This window comes from Pseudoalteromonas sp. SANK 73390, assembly GCF_054966645.1.
Genome location: NZ_ARPN01000018.1, coordinates 1 through 17950, shown reverse-complemented (window position 1 = coordinate 17950; position 17950 = coordinate 1). Strand labels below are relative to the sequence as shown.

The following is a 17950-nucleotide window of genomic DNA, read 5'->3' as shown; positions in this document are numbered from 1 at the left end:
GGTACGAAAATATACAGAGTGTATTTATTGGGTTAAATAGGTGCACTAACTTGGCTCATCCTGCGTAGCCCGTCATATGCTTGAAGTGATATGTTGCTAGTACACACCATTGAAAGCGATAGAATGAGATTTGATAGTTAATAACTTTTTGATTTATAATAGTTAAATATCATGTAGGATAATGATTGTTGGTGTTTTAGGTACTTCAACCCTTTATGCACTAACATTCTATTATGATTTTCTTGGAGTAAACAATGAAGTTTCAAATTCTCGTTTCAGGGCTGGCCTTTGCTACCCTTTCAGCTCAAGCTCAACTAAATGTAGAGCTTAGCACTCAAGTAGGAAGCCCCTCGATAAGAAAGGAAGGTGGCGTGCTTGAAGTACAAAAAAAGGTTACTAATTTAGGGGCTAGTGATGCTTCAGTTAAAGTGTATAGTCACCTTATCTTTCCTGATGGCAAAACCTATGTAGACGCAGTGCCAGCGGAAGTTTATTTAGCACCTGGTGAAAGTTATCAAGATGGCAATATGCTACTTGACGTACCGGCCAGTTTTCCTCGTGGCAGTTATAGTTATCATTATAGTGTGTACAACCAAGATAGCAGCCAAATCTTGAGTGACAGCGTTACTTTTGAAAAGAAAAGTCGCATTATTGATGTGGATGTAAGCCACGATATCGCATGTGGTACAGATATGACTGGTACTTTATGTTGGAAGCTCACGGATGGTACAGTGTTTTCGCCAACACCAGAGCCTATTTTTGATGTCAAAGATATCGCGATCCATATCAAAGGTGGCTGCGCTATCATCGATAAAGAAGTGAAGTGTTGGCAGACTAATATTTCTCGCAATGCCGTAACCTCATTCTGGAAGACATTGCCAAGAGGTGTGTCATTCACTGACCCACAAAGAGTATTTGTAGGCCCCGTGGGTCGTAATTTCTGCGCTATCGACAGTGGTGAAATCATTTGTTGGGGGTCTGGTGTTTGGAGTAAAGGAAACGCCTTTGTAGATGCACCAAGATATTCAGACTTACGCAATCCTGGAGACATACAAGTTGGCGCTTCGGCGGCGTGTATTCGCCACGACGACGGCATTGACTGTTGGGGTGCTAAGAAGGTGTTTAATAAGCCCACATTTACCATGGACGTTCCCCTGTTCACCAACCCAACTCATTTAGTTGTTGGTCACTACTATGCTTGTGCTAAAGGTGATGAAGGTACGAAGTGTTGGGGGAGAATACCTGAAGGTGGCTATCAAGCCCCTGAATTATTGCCTCACACTGAGTTAAGGTTTGGCTATCCAGGTGTTTTTTCTTACGATGAACGAGGCTTGTCGACTTGGTCTACGCGCCCTGCGAAAATTGGCCCGTTTGAAATGCAGGAATTGGTGAACCCAATCGATATTGATTTCGACAACTGGTATGTATGTGCGCTAGATGACACTGGCATTGTGTGTGGTGGGCGCAATAATGCAGCTGATACTGTACCAAGTCGTTTCAAATATTAATCTTATGTATTAGTCATTATGTATGCCGTGCTACAAAAGCGCGGCTTTTAGTTTCTAAAACAACTCTAGTGGCTAGTTCTCTTATTGTTTGTTCTTTAGAATCACCAAGAATGACCGAAGGAATGTATGATGCATTAGAGAAGAACTTACTGGGGCACTGTGATGAGGCTGGATCAAGACGCTCATACAAGTATTTTTATAATTATCAGTGCTTAAATGTGTATAGTTACACCCCAGCAAGTTCAAACTGTTTTATAACTGGTGTTTACCCACTTGCCACTGGTTGTGAGATAAGTAAGTTTGTCCTGCATCAATAGCGCCTGTTTCTAATGTAGTAGCCATTGAGTCATTCCAGCGGTTTAGGTAACCAAATAAAGAAATAACCCCCAGTATTTCAACAACCTCTCCATCATCCCAATGCGACTTTAATTGACTTTCAATCGTTTGATCAACTGCGTTTGGAATGCTAGATGCAGCTAAAGCAAATTCAAATGCTGCTTTTTCGGCGTCTGAAAACAGCGTACTGTCACGAAATTGCCAAATATTTTGTAAGCGGTCATTATCACCTCCATAGCGCTTGGCAGCTAAGATAGTGTGTGCTTCACAATATCGGCAGCCCGTATTTGCGCTAGTGATATAACCAATTAGACGTTTTAATTCACTGGTTACTTTGCCGTGGTTCTCCATTACCGCTTTATTTAGGTTTATAAATGCTTTGGCAATATGAGGGCGGATCTGCATGGTTAAAACGCTGTTTGGACAAAAACCCAAGGTCTCATTAAAAAACTTTGCAAGTTCTGCAACTTCTTTGTTTGCATCTTGTGCGAGAGGGGTAACTAACGCCATAATGTAATCCTATTAATGTTTTTATGTTGCATTTGCAACATAATTTAAGCGGTTTTTAAGTACTTGTCTACTAAAATGTGGGCAGCTTTTAATGTACTGGATGAGATTATGAGTAACAAAGCGCGCCAAGCAGCTTTTGAATTATCAAAAAATATAGAGCAACCATATGATTTATATAATCATGTTCCTTATCGAATTGCGGTTGCGAGTAACTTGTTAGCAATGGATAGAGATGCTTATATAAAAAACTTAACAGGACTTGAAACTAGAGAGATCCGAGTGCTGTTGAATATTGGTTCATATGGACCTATTAATGCTGCTGATATAGCATATCAATCTCGTTTAGACCCTTATTCAGTGAATCGCGCAATTAATACCTTAATGAAGTTGGCGTTAATTTGTGCTGATAATGACCATGCTAAGCAACGCAGCAAATTGGTTAAGCTAAGCGCACATGGCTTACCACTTTATGAGCAGGTTATAAGTCATATGCGTGAACGTGAGGCAAGTGTGTTGTCCGACATCAATGAGCAAGAAAAGCAATTGTTGCTCTCATTACTTGAAAAAATTGAGTTGCGAGCTGAAACCGCCCTTGCACAAAGTGCGTCGCAGCTGCAAGCTCAAGGTCACTCAATAACACGAGATCAAAAAGAGTTAATTCGTTGGCATAAGCGTTCAACTAAGTAACCTCAGCTCTGGATAAGCGAAAAGCTTGGTAATTATTTATCGGGCCATTATCACGAAATTTAATATAGTTTAAAATGGTTTTTTCACATGACTTCACGGCCATAGAGGGTGGTGTTGCGGTATTTTTACAACCGATTATGGCTAACAATAAAATTGTGATGAAAAGTGCTTTTTTTGTTTTCATTTGTAATATCTGTTAACTTTTATTTACTCAGGCTACTGTCACTAAAGTAATATTTCAATTATATTGACGACAAATAATCATATTATAGTGACTCTTTAGCTCACGGAATATTATAAACAAGGATATTTAGGATGAAACAATCAGTTGTTTGGCAGCTTGCGCTGTCGTCTGTTATTTTGGCAACCGGATGCCAATCTACACCCAATGACAATACTCCCCCTGTTAGTAAAACTGAGATTGCAACGGTCGCTGCACCTATTGCCTCTAAAATACCCCATAAAACGACGATACATGGTTATGAATTGGTTGATAATTATCACTGGCTGCGTGACGATACTCGTACAAGTAAACAAGTTATAACTCATTTAGAGAAAGAAAATCGCTATACTGACACGGTGTTAGCACCAAGCGAAGCATTGCGGACGCAACTGTTTAGCGAAATCAAATCAAAAATTGTTAAAGACAATCGTTCTGTACCTGTTCAAGAGGGTCGCTTTTTTTATTTTACAGAGACGGTTGGTGAGCAAGAATATGCGTCTATCTATCGTAGTTTAAATGTTGATGGCTCTGAGCCAGAGCTGTTACTAGATGTAAACGAGCTTGCGAAGTTACATGATTTTTATTCGTTAGGTGATATAGAAGTTAGTCCAAACACCAAACTACTTGCTTATACGGAAGATACCCTAAGTCGCCGAATTTATACGGTGAAAGTTAAAGACTTAATAACGGGCAACATGTTAGAAGACGAGTTGAGAGGTGTGCAAGGTGGTGTAATTTGGGCTAATGATAACAAAACACTTTACTATGTTAAAAAAGATCCCGTTTCTTTGCTTGGTACGCAAGTATTCCGACATATTTTAGGAACGCCACAAAGCCAAGATGAGCTTGTATATGAAGAAGCGGACAATACCTATTACACCTATATCAGTCGCAGTAAAGATGGGGAGCAAATTTTTATTCATCACTACAGCACTGAGTCCAAAGGTATATCAGTTATGTCTGCTAATGAGCGTAATGCGAAACCTAAGCGATTGATTGCTCGTGAGAAAGGCCTTGAATATAGTGTCGCAAAACATAATGATTGGTATTATATTTTAACCAACCTTAATGCGGTTAACTTTAAGTTGATGAAAGCTCCGGTAGCTAACGTATCAAATAAAGAAAACTGGGAAACCGTTATTGAGCACCAGCCAGATGTGAAGTTAGAAGACATCAGTTTATTTGACGGCCATTTAGTGTATCAAAGTCGTCAGCAAGGTCAGTCAAAAATAATTATTCGAGAACTATCAAAAAATAAAGAACATGAGCTTGCGTTTAACGACCCTGCATATAGAGTGTCTATGACTGGTAATACCACACTAAGTAGTGATAGTGTTCGAGTGAAATATGCCAGTATGACGACCCCCAGTACAACGTTTGAAGTTGACTTAAATGACTACACTAAAACCACGTTAAAACAAGATAAAGTACTTGGTGAGTTTTCATCAGATGATTATCAATCTGAACGCGTTTTTATAACTGCTCGCGATGGTGCGAAAGTGCCGGTGTCAATCGTGTATAAAAAATCTTTATTCAAAAAAGATGGCAGTAACCCGTTATTACAATACGGATATGGTTCATATGGCCATACCGTTGACCCTAGTTTTTCTGTAAGCCGTTTAAGCTTATTAGATAGGGGCTTTGTCTATGCGATTGCACACATACGAGGTTCGCAAATGTTGGGTCGCCCTTGGTATGATGAAGGAAAGAAATTAAACAAAATGAATACATTCAACGATTTTGTTGATGTAACAAAAGCGCTCGTTGCTCAGGGTTATGGTGATAAAAATCGTATTTATGCACAAGGTGGTAGTGCAGGTGGGTTATTAATGGGGGCTGTCATTAATCAAGCGCCGGAGCTATACCATGGTGTGCATTCTGCAGTACCATTTGTAGATGTGATCAATACCATGTTAGATGCGTCTCTTCCTCTGACAACCAATGAATATGACGAGTGGGGCAATCCAAACGATAAAACATACTTTGATTACATGCGTTCATATTCACCTTATGATCAAGTATCAAAGCAAGACTATCCAAATATGTTGGTAACAACAGGTTTGCACGACTCTCAGGTTCAGTACTTTGAACCTGCAAAATGGGTTGCTAAGTTGCGAGAATTAAAAACTGATGATAACAAATTGTTGTTGAAAGTAGACATGGAAGCGGGACATGGTGGAGCATCAGGGCGTTTCAAACGTATCAAAGATACGGCATTAAACTATGCTTTTTTCATTGAGCTGGCAAACGGGCGTCTATAAGTACTAACGGTTAAAATATTGATTATTCTAGTGTGCTAAATGATGTATTAACTGCGTCAAAATGACTGATGTAGAATGATTACGTTGCTTGGTTACTAAGCCATTTATCTGTCGCCTTCTCCGATGAATGTAGACAGAGTTTTATATCAACCAAAAAATAAAGCCTCGCGAGAGCGAGGCTTTGCATTCAAATCGAAGCTTAGATATTAAATTTATCTAAATAGCTTCCAAGCTCTTTAATTTGTTTTGCATCACAAAATATTTTAGCACTTTCACGACTGTCAAAATTAATTACTAAGCATTTCCATACCAAATAATTTTTGACTTCAATTGCTTTAATACTAGAAAGTTTTTTATGGTACGACAGCTTCGTAATACCAATAATCACTTCTTTATTCTTAAAGCCCACTTTAGAAAATGAACCTGAGAAATAATTAATTTTTCCTTGATTGTTATACGTAAAACAACCTGCATATCTGATCAACTTTTCAAAATTAGCATTTATTCGGTTTCTGGTTACAAGAAGAGCCAAAACACCAAAAAATAAGTAATCTGCTATGAACAAACTTATTATTAAAAAAACTATCATTAAACCCCGGTTAACTATGGTGCTGAGTTGTGTGGAGCAGGCAGGCAGATACAAAGGTAGGCAAGCTTGTAATGTTGTTGCCAAATATTAAATGTATTTTATGAGCTTGGGCTAAGTTCATGATTGTTTTGCCATTCTCAAAGTTGCTGATTGTGGCTTGGTCAACTCCCCGTAACGCCCCCAGTTGTTTTTGTGTGAGGCCCCGCTCTTTTCTGATAGCACGGATCATGTTTTGTAGTTCATTTTTAGATTGATCGACTAGGGCTTTTCTGCGAGCGGTGTTGTGTTGCATGATCTCTTCTTATAGCAAAATTGTATTGATCAAGTTTACAGCCATGTTTAGTGGCATAGCCCTTTGCTTTACGAGCTCCTCAGAAATTCCCTGTATTGCTTCGTAATCATCTAAAAATAGCGCTAAATCATACTCGCTACTGTTGTGGCTTTTAAAATGCACCAATACATAACAACGCAGACTTAATCTATCGAGTTGGCGTATTAGGTCAATATCTTGTGCTGTCATATTTGGTTTTAGTCGCTGAGCAAATTTAGCGATAAAAACATGTTTAATGTAAACGGTTTGCTTATCTTTTTTGTATACAAAAGTATCTTTAAAACCATTGGCAGCCTGCACTGTTGCTTCAACACCGTTAAGTAAATTCGTTCTATCCATCATTTTAGCTTCGCTTTTGTTACCTTGGTTAACATTATGTGAAATGCGATGGGTAAAAATCTCCCCAAGATTGTAAAATTTTAGAAAATTAGTAGGGTGAAGCAGTAAAGGTTATAAGATTAGTAAAATGAACAGAAGGTTTGATGTGAGTATGTTTAATAAGAAAGCTTGTTAAAGAGGCAATAGTGCGTGCCTACTAAGTAAAATGAAGAGATAGTAGATTGCAGTGTGATCTTGTTGGTTTCTTACCTTTCAAAAAGACTAACTCTTTATGAGGGGTTAGTCTTTTGAGTTTGACTTGTCTTGTCAGTAGATATAACCATTGTTAGTAACAAGGCGCAGGTAACAGCCCAAGCAATGTAAATTAAGGTTTTAAAGTTATGGTAAACACACTTACTCAAAATTAATGAGAAGCGGCGAATTAAACCAATCAAGGCAAAGTGCTAGCGAAGAGTATTAAGTGCAATTGCTATAATTAAAGCCCAGTACGTTGTATTGGGCTTTTAAATTGAGTTACTTTTTTTGGGTTTTTGTGTTTTGATCATGCGCGATGCGAGTGCATATACAACATAGATAAGCACCAGAGAATTACTAATTACTAGCATTTCTTTATCTGTTATAAACATCCAAATCGCCGCTAGTACAGTCAAAGCAATGGTAAAATGCGACACCAAAGGGTTCACTTTTTTGTTTTTCATATACGAAATAATGCTTACTTTTAAACTCACCTACAGGTAATTATAACGAGTTGGTAGGTAGAGTGCGAGTTAAGATTTAAGGTGCATTAGAATATTGTAAAATACGGCTAGCTTAATTAATTTTATATTTCTCATTCGCTTTAAAAGCTTCGGCTTCATATGGAGCATCAGCATATCCATATTTTGCCATATCTAAGACGTGCTTTTTTATGTAAGCCAAGAGTGAAGGCGCTTGTTCAATTTGCTTAACATGTACGAACTCGTGAGCTAATTTTGGTGTATTTAGTTTAAAGCCTTTTCGTACATATATTGAGTAACCAAATACCTGTGCGTTGTTAATAATGCCTTCACCAATAAAACCAATTTGTTCACCCATTTCTTTGAGTGCTTTGTTTTCATAAGGGTAGGGAACTTGATCTACGTGCACAATACGTACTTTACTCGGATGAGCAACACCTACCTCTTTAGCGAGTTGTAATTGTTGTTCATTCAGTGGAGTGCCCGTTTCTTGGCCTTTTTTATCAATTTTTATTGCCCAAGCAGCGTATTGCGGTAAAACAGATAGAAACTCTGTGATTTTAGGCTGAGCAGCGAGCGTTGAAGAGCTAAGAAAAAGGGTGAGTGCTATGGTTTTTATGTACATAAGTATGCTCTATAACATTTATTTTTATATAAGAATATTATAGGAACAAAGCTTGGATTGTAAGTATTCAAGCAACTTAATAGTTATTGCTATAATTGTTGTTTGATAGTAGCCACACAAAGAACGTTTGTTTTAGAGTCGGTAACACTCAGTCCAAGGCAGGTAACCAAATTTTCACGATTTGGAGGGCCTGCCCATGAACAAGGTTGGTTTTACGAGCATCGAAAATTCACGGTAATGACGTACGGTGCACCCATTGAGTCAAGTACAGCCACACCAGCTAATGTTGTGACTGCGGCAACATCGTCAACATAACCATCACCGAGTATCCACAGCCATGTACTTGCCTCTGTAACAAACTCTGCCGTTGAGTGGTTGTCTAAATATTCTTTTTCAGGTTCTTCACCCTGATAGTCTACTTTTTCGTTTATTACTATGAATTTACTGTTATTTTTTTCGCCAAAAATGTTCTGCCTGACCAAGGGCTTCTTTAATGCCTTTATTTCTGTCTACTGATTTAACGACAACATAATGTTTGTTGCTTCCTGGTCTAACATCGTCATGGTGTGCACATGCTGCTAAAAATACCGTGGTCGTGATCGCAATGAGTAAGTGTTTCATCTTTTAACCCTGAGTTATTTATTGATGGCGCTATTATTTGTGGTTGAAGTAAATAGAGCCAGTAAGAAACTGTAAAAATATGCGTAATAGTGCAGCTTCAGAAATGTTTTGCCCAACAGTTCTAAGCAATAAAAGTAAAGCGATGGATTGAAAATTCCGAGCCTTTTTTGGGTATTTTATGAAAAGGAACAACTGTTTAACGGAGATTTTGTACTGGTGTTCGCAACTTTGTTGATCCACCTATATGTTATAGGTAGTTTAGTAAATTATTATTTGGCGTTTTGTTTGCCTGATTAACACAAGAAGGTGTGAGAACTTATGGATTTGTCTGTCACTCGCTTTTATAACTTACAAAGCACTGAGCAAAGGTATCAATATACTCTGCATACGCTTTACCAACGTTTAAAAGCAGATCATTGCGTAATTGGCAAATTTGTTAATAACGGGAGTCAGGTAAAAACACTTCATTATTTACATGACGGCCAACTTAGAGATAACTTTTTATATGAGTTAGCTGGCACACCTTGCAGCGATGCTAATGAGCAAAGCTGTGTTTGTTTAATAGACAGTAAATTACAGCAGCTTTACCCAAAAGATGAGCTACTTAATGTATTAGATATACATAGTTACTTGGGAGTAACGTTGCGGGCACCAGACAATAAAGCCGTTGGCATACTTGTATGTATGTTTAATGAACCTTTTACCGTAAGTGACAAAGATAAACAATGGTTTTTGGAATTGAGTTTGATTGTTGCAACGGAACTTAGCCATAATTTAGAGATGGCAGCGAAAGAGCTGCTCTTGAAACAACTAGCCAAAGGCGAACGTATCGCAAAACTGTGTTCTTGGAGTTGGTACATTACGCAGAATCAGCATTGGTTTAGCCATCAGATGTCGAGTTTATTACATATTGATAGCAATGAAGCTTCATTCGATTGTTTTTTAGCTAACTTACACTGTGACGACAGTCAAAAGCTCACCAAAGAGCTTGAGCTTGTCCGACAAGGTAAGATCAATAAGTTTGATATGTTGGTGTGTCATAAGAAGATGAGCGCAACGCAAGGGTTATTGCATATCGTTGGGGAAGTTGAATTAAGCGATGAACATGTAAATGAGCGAGTGCTTCGAGCAACACTTCAAGATGTAACTTATACCTCGTCATTGAATCGCCAATTAGAACTAACAAATGTGGTGTTTGAGAATGCATCGGAAGCATTTATGATCACAGATCACCGTAACAAAATCATGATGGTTAATCGCGCATTTGAACAACAAACAGGGTACTGTGCAGCAGAGCTTTACGGTGAAGACCCCGCCATTTTATCATCTGGTAAGCAACCTAAACAGTTTTATAAAAGCATGTGGCAGCATCTGCAACAAACAGGCTTTTGGAAAGGTGAAATATACAATAGAAGAAAAAACGGTCAGGTGTTTCCGGAGGAGCTTACGTTAAACGCAGTGCGCGGTGATGATGGGAAGATCACAAACTATGTTGCTATTTTTCGAGATATTAGCAATTGGAAGCGAAATGAGGCTCAGCTTACCTTTTATGCTAATCATGAAGCGCTTACAGGGCTGTTAAATAGACGTAGTTTTATGCTCAGCCTAGACAAGCACCTAGATAAGTCTTATGGGTTTTTTAATATATCTTTAGTGTTCATCGGCTTAGATCGATTTAAGGAAGTTAATGACATATTTGGCCCTGAAATTGGCGATAAAGTACTGATAGCGGTTGCTGATAGGTTGCAAAGTACACTAAAAAGAAAAGATATCGTCAGTCGTTATGGTGGTGATGAGTTTGCGTTGCTAGTTCAGCAGTTGCAGTCTGATCAGGTTATTAAATACGCCCAGCAATTAAAGCAGCGACTAAGTGAGCCTTATATTATTGATGAGCTTACCATTGAATTGACGGTCAGTATTGGCGTTGCTCATTTAGATGCAAAAAATAAAATACATGGACCAACTTTGGTACGTAACGCTGCTCATGCGTTGAGCAGCGCAAAAAAGCAGGGGAGATCATGTGTTGCCTTGCATGATGAAGCAACACAAAGCGCTTATCTGAAAAAAATAAAGTACAGAGATAAGCTTAAGCACGCGTTAAAAACAGATGCTCTGAGCGTGTATTACCAACCTGTGATATGTATTAAAACCAGTAAGATAATAAAATTTGAAGCGTTAATCCGTTGGTTTGATGATGAGTTTGGTACTGTATCTCCTGCGTATTTTATTCCTATTGCCGAAGAGTTTGGCTTGATCTACTTAATCGGACAGTACGTGCTGGAAACAAGTTGCCGAGATCTTGCTATGGTCCATAGTAAAGGTTTTAAAGATATTAGCTTTTCTATCAACCGATCTATCAATGAATTTCAATCTAGTAACAATCAAATGGCGCTCATACCAGAGTCAATAGAGCGTTTTGGCTTGCCTTATCATGCCCTTACAATAGAAGTCACAGAGTCTATGGCCGCAAATAAGTATACGTGGAGAGTATTAAGAGTGTTGAGAGAAAAGGGAATTCAAATTGCTTTAGATGATTTTTGTACTGGTTACTCTTCTTTAAGTAACTTAATTGAAAATCAAGTGGATTTTGTCAAAATTGATAAGTCGTTCATGGACAGTATGGGTGAGGACCGTAACAAGCAAATTATGGTGAAGTACTTAGTTGATTTAGGTTCTCAGTTAGGTATAAAAGTGATAGCAGAAGGGGTTGAGCAGTCAGACCAATTACAAATGCTCTGCGATTTTGATTGTCATTTAATACAAGGTTTTATTTTTAGCCCAGCTAAACCGATACATGAATGTTTGCAGATGCTTAAAAAATACCAGCAAGTGCCTATACCGATCAAGCAACGCAACTGCTAAAACATGAGACACTTTATTTACTTTGGATGATAATAAACTCTTCAATTCGGCGCGCTAAGATAGCTTTCAATTAGTCACAATGAAATTCAGGTATTATACCTGCTCTATTATTGGTTTAACTGGCTTTAAAGTAACTATTTTTCAGTATGTTATTGGTTTTATATTTGGTAGTCAATGAGTTTATGTTAGTGTGAATAGTTATAATAGGTTCGCGTTTGAGCTGTTTTTTTAGAGGTAAGTAAATATGGTGCAGCAGTATTGGGTTGGGGATTTTTTTATTGATTTATCTAGAAACCAAATCACTAAAAATGAGGAAACTCAAACCTTAGCACCAAAGGCAATGCGTGTTTTAACTCATTTAGCAAATAATCAAGGCAAAGTGATAAGCCAAGATGCGTTATTAGATCACGTTTGGCAAGGCACGGTTGTGTCACCTAATACACTACAAAGAAGTATCGCCCAATTAAGGCGAGCATTTGGCGATGACGGTAAAGATCAGGCTTATATCAAAACGCATGCTAAGCAAGGTTATAGCTTGGAGTGTAATGTACGCTGGGGCGAAGAAGAACCCGCTATTATAAGCGCCAATGCAAAACACTCGACTAGAAAGGCCGCAGATAAACTTCAAAGTGTGATTCAATTTAGGTTGGTTCCTATAGTGTTGCTAACCGTACTTATGCTTATGATCTTGGGTGCGACTGGCTATCGGTACATGATTGATAATTCAGCACCTCAGTTAGTTATTTCACACATGCGAGCGCTGACCGCAACAGATAATAAAGAAAGTGCCGGTATATATTCGCCCGATGGACAATATATTGTTTTCCATCGTTTTTCAGAGCAAGAATGTATTAATAATATTTGGGCTAAAGAGATTAAATCTCAGCAAGAGTTTCAGTTAACAAAAGAGTTAGGCGTATATAGTAACCACAGTCTTTCACCTGATGGAAAGAAGCTAACTTTTATCTCTATAGGAGATTGTTCTGAGCCAATTACTCAAAAAAAATGCTATCAACTGGTCAACTTAGATTTTAACAAGGCATTACATAGCTCACAATTGCCTACGGTATTGATGGAATGTAAAACCTCAAAAATCCGTAACCCTATTTGGCTATCAAACAATAATATTGCACTCATGCAACAAACTTCAGATAGCTGGAAGCTCATTAACTACTCAGTAGATCAAAATCGCAGTGAAGTCATTTATGAGGTAGAAAATGGCAGTGTGATAGATTATGACTTTTCTATACACAAGGGACAGATAGCATTAACCAGTATTCATGGTGATGGACACTACTATATTGACATGCTCAAGCCTAATGGTGAGGTGATCTCAAGCAACCGTATAATGCACCCGGAAAGTATCGGAAGGTATCGATTTATTTACCCAAATTTTTCACCTTTGGATGATAGGTTAATTTTTAGTAATGGTAAACGTCTGTTTATGTTGGCAACGGATGGTACAGTTAGTAGAGTTAGTTTGCCATTAGATGAGCCTATTGGAACGCCGAAAATTCATCCGCACGGCAGCAAAATGCTGGCTATCAAAGGTTACTACGATAGCGATATCATATCGATGCCAATTTCTGATATTGGTAAGCTTAGTCAAAATACCAATGAACCTGTTTATGCAGTTTTACAGCGTTCAACTGTAGTAGAAGACAGCGCAAAATTTCAGCCTTCAGGTGAACTTATTGCATTTAAATCTGAACGTTCAGGTGAAGAGCAAGTTTGGATTGCAGATAAAAATGGAGTGCGGCAGCTGAGTCAGTTTTCTATGGATACCTATTTATATGACTTGCAATGGGCTAAAGACGGAAAGAGCATTTTAGTCAATGCTGATAAAGAGTTTGTACAATTGTTTTTAGATGGCACAGTTAATAAATTTGACTTAAAACATGCAGCTGATGAGTTATTTCATTGGGATAGTGTTAATCAAACAGCTTTAACACTCATATGGTTTAATGGAAAAGAGCGGCTTGCACAGCTTAACTTAGTTAACCCCAGTGAGCACATTATTTATGATAAAACGGCTGTTTGGGCGCAAAAAAATGCCAGTGGAGGTGTAATATTTACCGATTTAATGGGTCGGTTTTGGCATCCAGGGCCTGCCGAAGACCAATTGATAGAGGCACTAAACGGACAGGGTAGTGATAGGCGCTTCGTTATAAATAAAGATATTATTTATGGGATTAATGATGACTTTGAGTTGTGGTCATATTCACTCAGTGATGGTGAATTTAAACTATTCGGAGATGTGCCTAAAAATATAGATCATGTAACTGATTCTGATGGTGAAAATCTATTAATGAGTATTCAGATTGCATCGAGAAAAGAAGTGCTTGAACTTTATTTTGAATAATAAAAGACTAAAATAAGTGGTTTTGAGCATACATAGTGCTTTAGTAAAAGATCACTAAGGGGATAGTACTTATATTATTGGCCAGAGCACAGCGATAAACACAATGTATGAATATGGAGGTGTAAGTGGAATATTTTATCGAGTATAAAGCAACAATTCTAGTTACCGGTTTGATAGGGATGTTGATGTTCACCCAGTTAGTTATCTTAGATGTAGTAGCAATATTAAAAAAGCATGTTCCCGGGTATCTTGTAGAAAATAGTCATAGTGAATTGTTATTTCGGGTAACTAGAGCTTACTTAAATACAAATGAAAGTGTATCCATTTATATTTTATTTGTATGCTTTGCATTACTCAGTGCGGCATCACCAAGTGTTGTTAATACAAGTGCTTGGGCTTATTTAGCTGCAAGATTAGCGCATATGGTTTTTTATTACCTAAATATTAAAGTTGCGCGCAGTGCTGCATTTGGAGTTTGCTTGTTATATTTGTTGCGGGCATAACTAGCTGGCTCTAAATTAATACAGTGCCTGCATCATGATTTGGTTGTAGGTATCCAGAAAAATTAACAACGAAGGTATAAATGGTTATACCATCATGTAGGTTGGTCATATTGGTTTGCTAATTCTAATCAGATTTAGCTATTACAAGGGTTCAGTTATGAATGTAGAGAAAGCAAAAAAACGTATCGCAAAGCAAGTTAAAAAAGGCTCTAATGGCTACCCTCAAATCTCTTTAGAGTACTTTGGAAAAACACCAAGCTGTGCTAATGAAGTGGTTATTTTATTTACTTTAGAAGAAGGCGCACAGCCACAAGAACAAAAGTTTTCAAGTGAAAGTGACGCCAGAGAAGATGAAACAATACAGTCTATTTTAGTGAAAATAATTGAGCGAGCCAATGCCAATACAGTGATTGAGATTGAAGGTGTTTCTATCATGGCATGAGAGGCTTATGAATCGCGCGAGCTAGCGACTGAGACCACTTTCATTAACATATTGATCATTCTAGCGAACTCAATGACTCATGTAGAATAACGATATACCGAAATTTCTGCCTTGTTACTAAGCCATTTATCAGTCGCAAGATATTAACATTGGCGTTATTAGTCAATGAGCATGTTTGAAAACTAAAATAGCAACATAACATCAACGCAAAGTAATATAGTTTCTTATTAAGCTGGTTCCTTCCTATCATTCGGTATTATTGTATGTTTTCGTTATTTTAAAGTCTTCTAATACGAGTCATGGTCATAACTGTTGGTTTAAAGGTATTTACATTATTAATCTTGATTTAGCAATCCCATTTCCAAGGTTTTGAGTATCGCTTGCGTACGGTCTCGTACTTCGAGTTTACTCAAAATATTAGACACATGGTTACGAACGGTGCCTTCGGCTTTAAAAATTTTGGCTGCTATTTCTTTATTAGATAAACCAGACACCATCAATTTTAAAATGTCTATTTCTCTGTCTGTGAGCAATGGCATGTGAGTTTTAACTGGTTGACGCTTAGCTTTTAAAAGCTGCTGAGTTAACTCATTTTGTAGAACGATTTCGCCTGCTTGCACTCGCTCAATAGCGTCGACAAGTTCCTCAAGAGATACGTCTTTAAGTAAGTACCCACTTGCGCCGGCTTCCATTCCACCGAGCAAAAAGTTGTTCTCGTTAAAGGTAGTTAAGATTAAGAACTTAATCTGACTTTGATGAGCTACCGGAGCGTTAAGTACATCAAGGCCTGAGCCGTCTTCCATGCGCATATCTAGCAGCACAACATCAGCATCAACGCTTTTTTGTGATAGCAGCTGTAAAAATGCGTTACCGCTACTTGACTCGCCTGTCACGCTGATATTTTGAGTCAGTTGTAACAGTGAGCGCATGCCTTGTCTTATTAGGGATTGGTCATCAACTAAGTGTATTTTTATTTTATTCATAAGGTACTCTAATGGTGATCTTCAGCCCTTGTATAGTTTTATCTATACTCAGTCGCCCTTTTACTTGTGTTACTCGTTCTTGCATGCCTGTTAATCCATTGCCAAAATTGATGTGTCCTTTAACTTGCCCATTGTCTGTAATCGTTAGTAAAAGGTCTGAATTGTTACGATGTAAAGCAATATTTATTTCAGAGGCATTTGGAGCATGTTTCAGCGTGTTAGTGATAGCTTCTTGAGTGCATTTTAGTATGCATTGTGAGATATCTATCGGAACGTGATCTATGGTCTGAGTGATGTCAATATTAACGGCTAACCTTGGCGTTTGCTTTGCTAGCTGTATTAAGCATGTCACTAAATCAAAGCCAATATCACCGCGATTATCGCTGACAATTATTCGCGTTGTACCAAGTGCTTGTTTTGCTTGTTCGTAGCAGGCTTGTATTTGTGTTTTTTGCTCATCAGAGCAGGTGCGCCTTGCGATATCTAAATTAATGATAAGTGATGTTAGAGAGTGCCCCATTTCATCGTGTAAATCTCTAGCTAAGCGCAGGCGTTCATTTTGTGCAGCTGCACTTCCTAATAGCTGTTGTGTTGCCTCTAATTTCGCATTGGTCAACGCCAGTGCCTCTTTGGCGCTGCGCTCACTTATCATACGTTGAGTCATCATTAGAGCAAAAAAGTGAAATGCCATGAACATGCCCGCATGAGACCATTGCCAGCCTGTTTGCCAATAAAGTGCATGGCAAGCTAGAAATAAGCCATGGATGACTAATATGTAAAGGTAACAGAGCTTTATAGGGGCATAAAAAGCGAGAATAGAGCAAAACATAACGCTGTAGATGAGTGCGATGGCTAAAGGTGATACAAACATCAAGCTGAAAATAGTACTAGCAAGTAGCGTGAGAAAATAGTAGCGAATTTTATAGCCAAAGTATGTTGATTCGTTAATGACCAGCAATGTGAGCAGTAACACTACACCGTGCATGGCATATTCAATGTAATTTATCCCAAGCCTAGATGTATCAAACAAGCTAGATAGTGCAACAGCTGCCCAAGTAAATAGGACGGTTAATAATGAGCTTAGGGGGTACTTAAACACTGATTTTATTCCTTTTTTTCATTATCATAGCGATGTTCCATGTACCTTACCAGCCTAAAATGTTGAGTCATGACATTTGTCATAGTTAGGATATGACATTCGTGACTGTGCCAATTCAAGCGCTTTGTGTAACTTTGTCTCATAAATTTTGATTGAGGACAAAGTCGTGGAATACATACATAAGTTTGTGGTTTATACACATATAATATTAGGAAGTTTTGCTTTGGTGTTATTTTGGATACCCATCATTGCAGCTAAAGGTAGTAAAACACATAATCGATACGGGCATTACTATAATTGGGCAATGTATGGAACATCAATTTTAGGCGTTATTGCCTGTATTTTAGTGCTTATTGACCCTATGAGTGTTAAGCCAAAAGTGTTCGCTGATACACTTGAGCAAGCACAATATATCAAAAAGAACCGCATATTTTCATTGTTTTTACTGATGCTTTCCCTTTTGGTATTAGTTTCTATTTATCACGGTGAGCGCGTGTTAAAAGTTAAAGCGAATAATGCATTATTACGTACACCATTACACTTAGGGTTATTAATATTATTGGCTGTCACAGCACTTGTTTCAATGGTGCTGGGTGTTATGCACTCTCAAACGTTGCTAATGATATTCTCTGGTGTATCACTTATGGTAGTAATTGGGAATGTTTCTTATATCTTCACGACTAAACTAAAACCCAGAGCTTGGATTATTGAACATTTAATTGCAATGTTGGGTTCCGGTATTGGTGTATACACCGCATTTTCAGCCTTCGGTGGGCGTCATATTTTTAGTTACATGTTAGGTGATGAAATGGTGTTATTAAGCTGGATAATGCCTTCGGTAATCGGTGTGGTGTCGATTTCGTGGTCTAGACGCTATTTTGAAAAGAAGTTTAAAGTGGTGAAATAAATAAACAAGTATAAAAGAATCTCTTAAGACGTTTTTTATTCATATC

Annotated in this window: 18 protein-coding genes; 8 read left to right on the top strand and 10 right to left on the bottom strand. The window is 38.0% G+C overall.

From position 1 onward, the window contains the following. The first annotated feature begins 254 nt into the window (after nt 1-254). Complete coding sequence (locus SANK73390_RS01880) at nt 255-1508, top strand: hypothetical protein (RefSeq protein ID WP_462762834.1); 1254 nt, start codon at nt 255-257, stop codon at nt 1506-1508. A 252-nt stretch (nt 1509-1760) separates the two neighbouring features. On the opposite strand, the gene SANK73390_RS01875 is transcribed toward SANK73390_RS01880, so the two are convergent. Then, complete coding sequence (locus SANK73390_RS01875; RefSeq protein ID WP_462762831.1) at nt 1761-2354, bottom strand: carboxymuconolactone decarboxylase family protein; 594 nt, start codon at nt 2352-2354, stop codon at nt 1761-1763. 108 nt (nt 2355-2462) lie between these two features. Between SANK73390_RS01875 and SANK73390_RS01870 the strand changes: the two genes are divergently transcribed. Next, nucleotides 2463-3041 carry a MarR family winged helix-turn-helix transcriptional regulator gene (locus tag SANK73390_RS01870; protein ID WP_462762829.1) on the top strand — a complete coding sequence of 193 codons (579 nt, stop codon included), beginning with the start codon at nt 2463-2465 and terminating at the stop codon, nt 3039-3041. Between the two features lie 315 nt (nt 3042-3356). Next, nucleotides 3357-5525 carry a S9 family peptidase gene (locus SANK73390_RS01865; RefSeq protein WP_462762826.1) on the top strand — a complete coding sequence of 723 codons (2169 nt, stop codon included), beginning with the start codon at nt 3357-3359 and terminating at the stop codon, nt 5523-5525. A gap of 199 nt (nt 5526-5724) precedes the next feature. On the opposite strand, the gene SANK73390_RS01860 is transcribed toward SANK73390_RS01865, so the two are convergent. The 7 genes from SANK73390_RS01860 to SANK73390_RS01830 all read right to left on the bottom strand — a co-directional run bounded on the left by SANK73390_RS01860 (nt 5725) and on the right by SANK73390_RS01830 (nt 8746). After that, nucleotides 5725-6114 (bottom strand): hypothetical protein, encoded by a 390-nt coding sequence (locus tag SANK73390_RS01860; protein ID WP_462762823.1) that lies wholly within the window; start codon nt 6112-6114, stop codon nt 5725-5727. A 10-nt stretch (nt 6115-6124) separates the two neighbouring features. Next, nucleotides 6125-6406 carry a helix-turn-helix transcriptional regulator gene (locus tag SANK73390_RS01855; RefSeq protein WP_462762820.1) on the bottom strand — a complete coding sequence of 94 codons (282 nt, stop codon included), beginning with the start codon at nt 6404-6406 and terminating at the stop codon, nt 6125-6127. Between the two features lie 9 nt (nt 6407-6415). Continuing rightward, nucleotides 6416-6787 carry a hypothetical protein gene (locus tag SANK73390_RS01850; RefSeq protein WP_462762817.1) on the bottom strand — a complete coding sequence of 124 codons (372 nt, stop codon included), beginning with the start codon at nt 6785-6787 and terminating at the stop codon, nt 6416-6418. Nucleotides 6788-7287: 500 nt separating this feature from the next. After that, nucleotides 7288-7482, bottom strand: a complete 195-nt coding sequence (locus SANK73390_RS01845; RefSeq protein WP_462762815.1) for a hypothetical protein — start codon at nt 7480-7482, stop codon at nt 7288-7290. Between the two features lie 112 nt (nt 7483-7594). Then, nucleotides 7595-8125, bottom strand: coding sequence for a hypothetical protein (locus SANK73390_RS01840; protein ID WP_462762812.1), 531 nt, complete (start codon nt 8123-8125; stop codon nt 7595-7597). Between the two features lie 212 nt (nt 8126-8337). Next, nucleotides 8338-8607, bottom strand: coding sequence for a hypothetical protein (locus SANK73390_RS01835; RefSeq protein WP_462762809.1), 270 nt, complete (start codon nt 8605-8607; stop codon nt 8338-8340). Further along, nucleotides 8573-8746: a hypothetical protein gene (locus SANK73390_RS01830; RefSeq protein ID WP_462762808.1), complete on the bottom strand. Its 174-nt coding sequence runs from the start codon at nt 8744-8746 to the stop codon at nt 8573-8575. The genes SANK73390_RS01835 and SANK73390_RS01830 overlap by 35 nt, the downstream gene beginning before the upstream one ends. A gap of 318 nt (nt 8747-9064) precedes the next feature. On the opposite strand from SANK73390_RS01830, the gene SANK73390_RS01825 reads away from it, so the two are divergent. The 4 genes from SANK73390_RS01825 to SANK73390_RS01810 all read left to right on the top strand — a co-directional run bounded on the left by SANK73390_RS01825 (nt 9065) and on the right by SANK73390_RS01810 (nt 14915). Continuing rightward, complete coding sequence (locus SANK73390_RS01825; protein WP_462762806.1) at nt 9065-11608, top strand: sensor domain-containing phosphodiesterase; 2544 nt, start codon at nt 9065-9067, stop codon at nt 11606-11608. 244 nt (nt 11609-11852) lie between these two features. Continuing rightward, entirely contained in the window at nt 11853-13970 is a 2118-nt protein-coding gene (locus SANK73390_RS01820; protein WP_462762803.1) for a winged helix-turn-helix domain-containing protein, read from the top strand. Nucleotides 13971-14095: 125 nt separating this feature from the next. After that, complete coding sequence (locus SANK73390_RS01815; protein ID WP_462762800.1) at nt 14096-14473, top strand: MAPEG family protein; 378 nt, start codon at nt 14096-14098, stop codon at nt 14471-14473. Between the two features lie 157 nt (nt 14474-14630). Next, nucleotides 14631-14915 carry a hypothetical protein gene (locus SANK73390_RS01810; protein WP_462762798.1) on the top strand — a complete coding sequence of 95 codons (285 nt, stop codon included), beginning with the start codon at nt 14631-14633 and terminating at the stop codon, nt 14913-14915. Between the two features lie 335 nt (nt 14916-15250). Here SANK73390_RS01810 and SANK73390_RS01805 read toward each other — a convergent pair whose 3' ends face one another. Next, nucleotides 15251-15898, bottom strand: coding sequence for a response regulator (locus SANK73390_RS01805; protein WP_462762796.1), 648 nt, complete (start codon nt 15896-15898; stop codon nt 15251-15253). Beyond that, nucleotides 15891-16997 carry a sensor histidine kinase gene (locus tag SANK73390_RS01800; RefSeq protein WP_462762794.1) on the bottom strand — a complete coding sequence of 369 codons (1107 nt, stop codon included), beginning with the start codon at nt 16995-16997 and terminating at the stop codon, nt 15891-15893. Before SANK73390_RS01800 ends, SANK73390_RS01805 begins: the two co-directional genes overlap by 8 nt. A 166-nt stretch (nt 16998-17163) precedes the next feature. Between SANK73390_RS01800 and SANK73390_RS01795 the strand changes: the two genes are divergently transcribed. Next, a complete protein-coding gene (locus SANK73390_RS01795) occupies nt 17164-17904 on the top strand; it encodes a hypothetical protein (protein WP_462762791.1) in 741 nt (246 codons plus the stop codon). Nucleotides 17905-17950 lie beyond the last annotated feature (46 nt).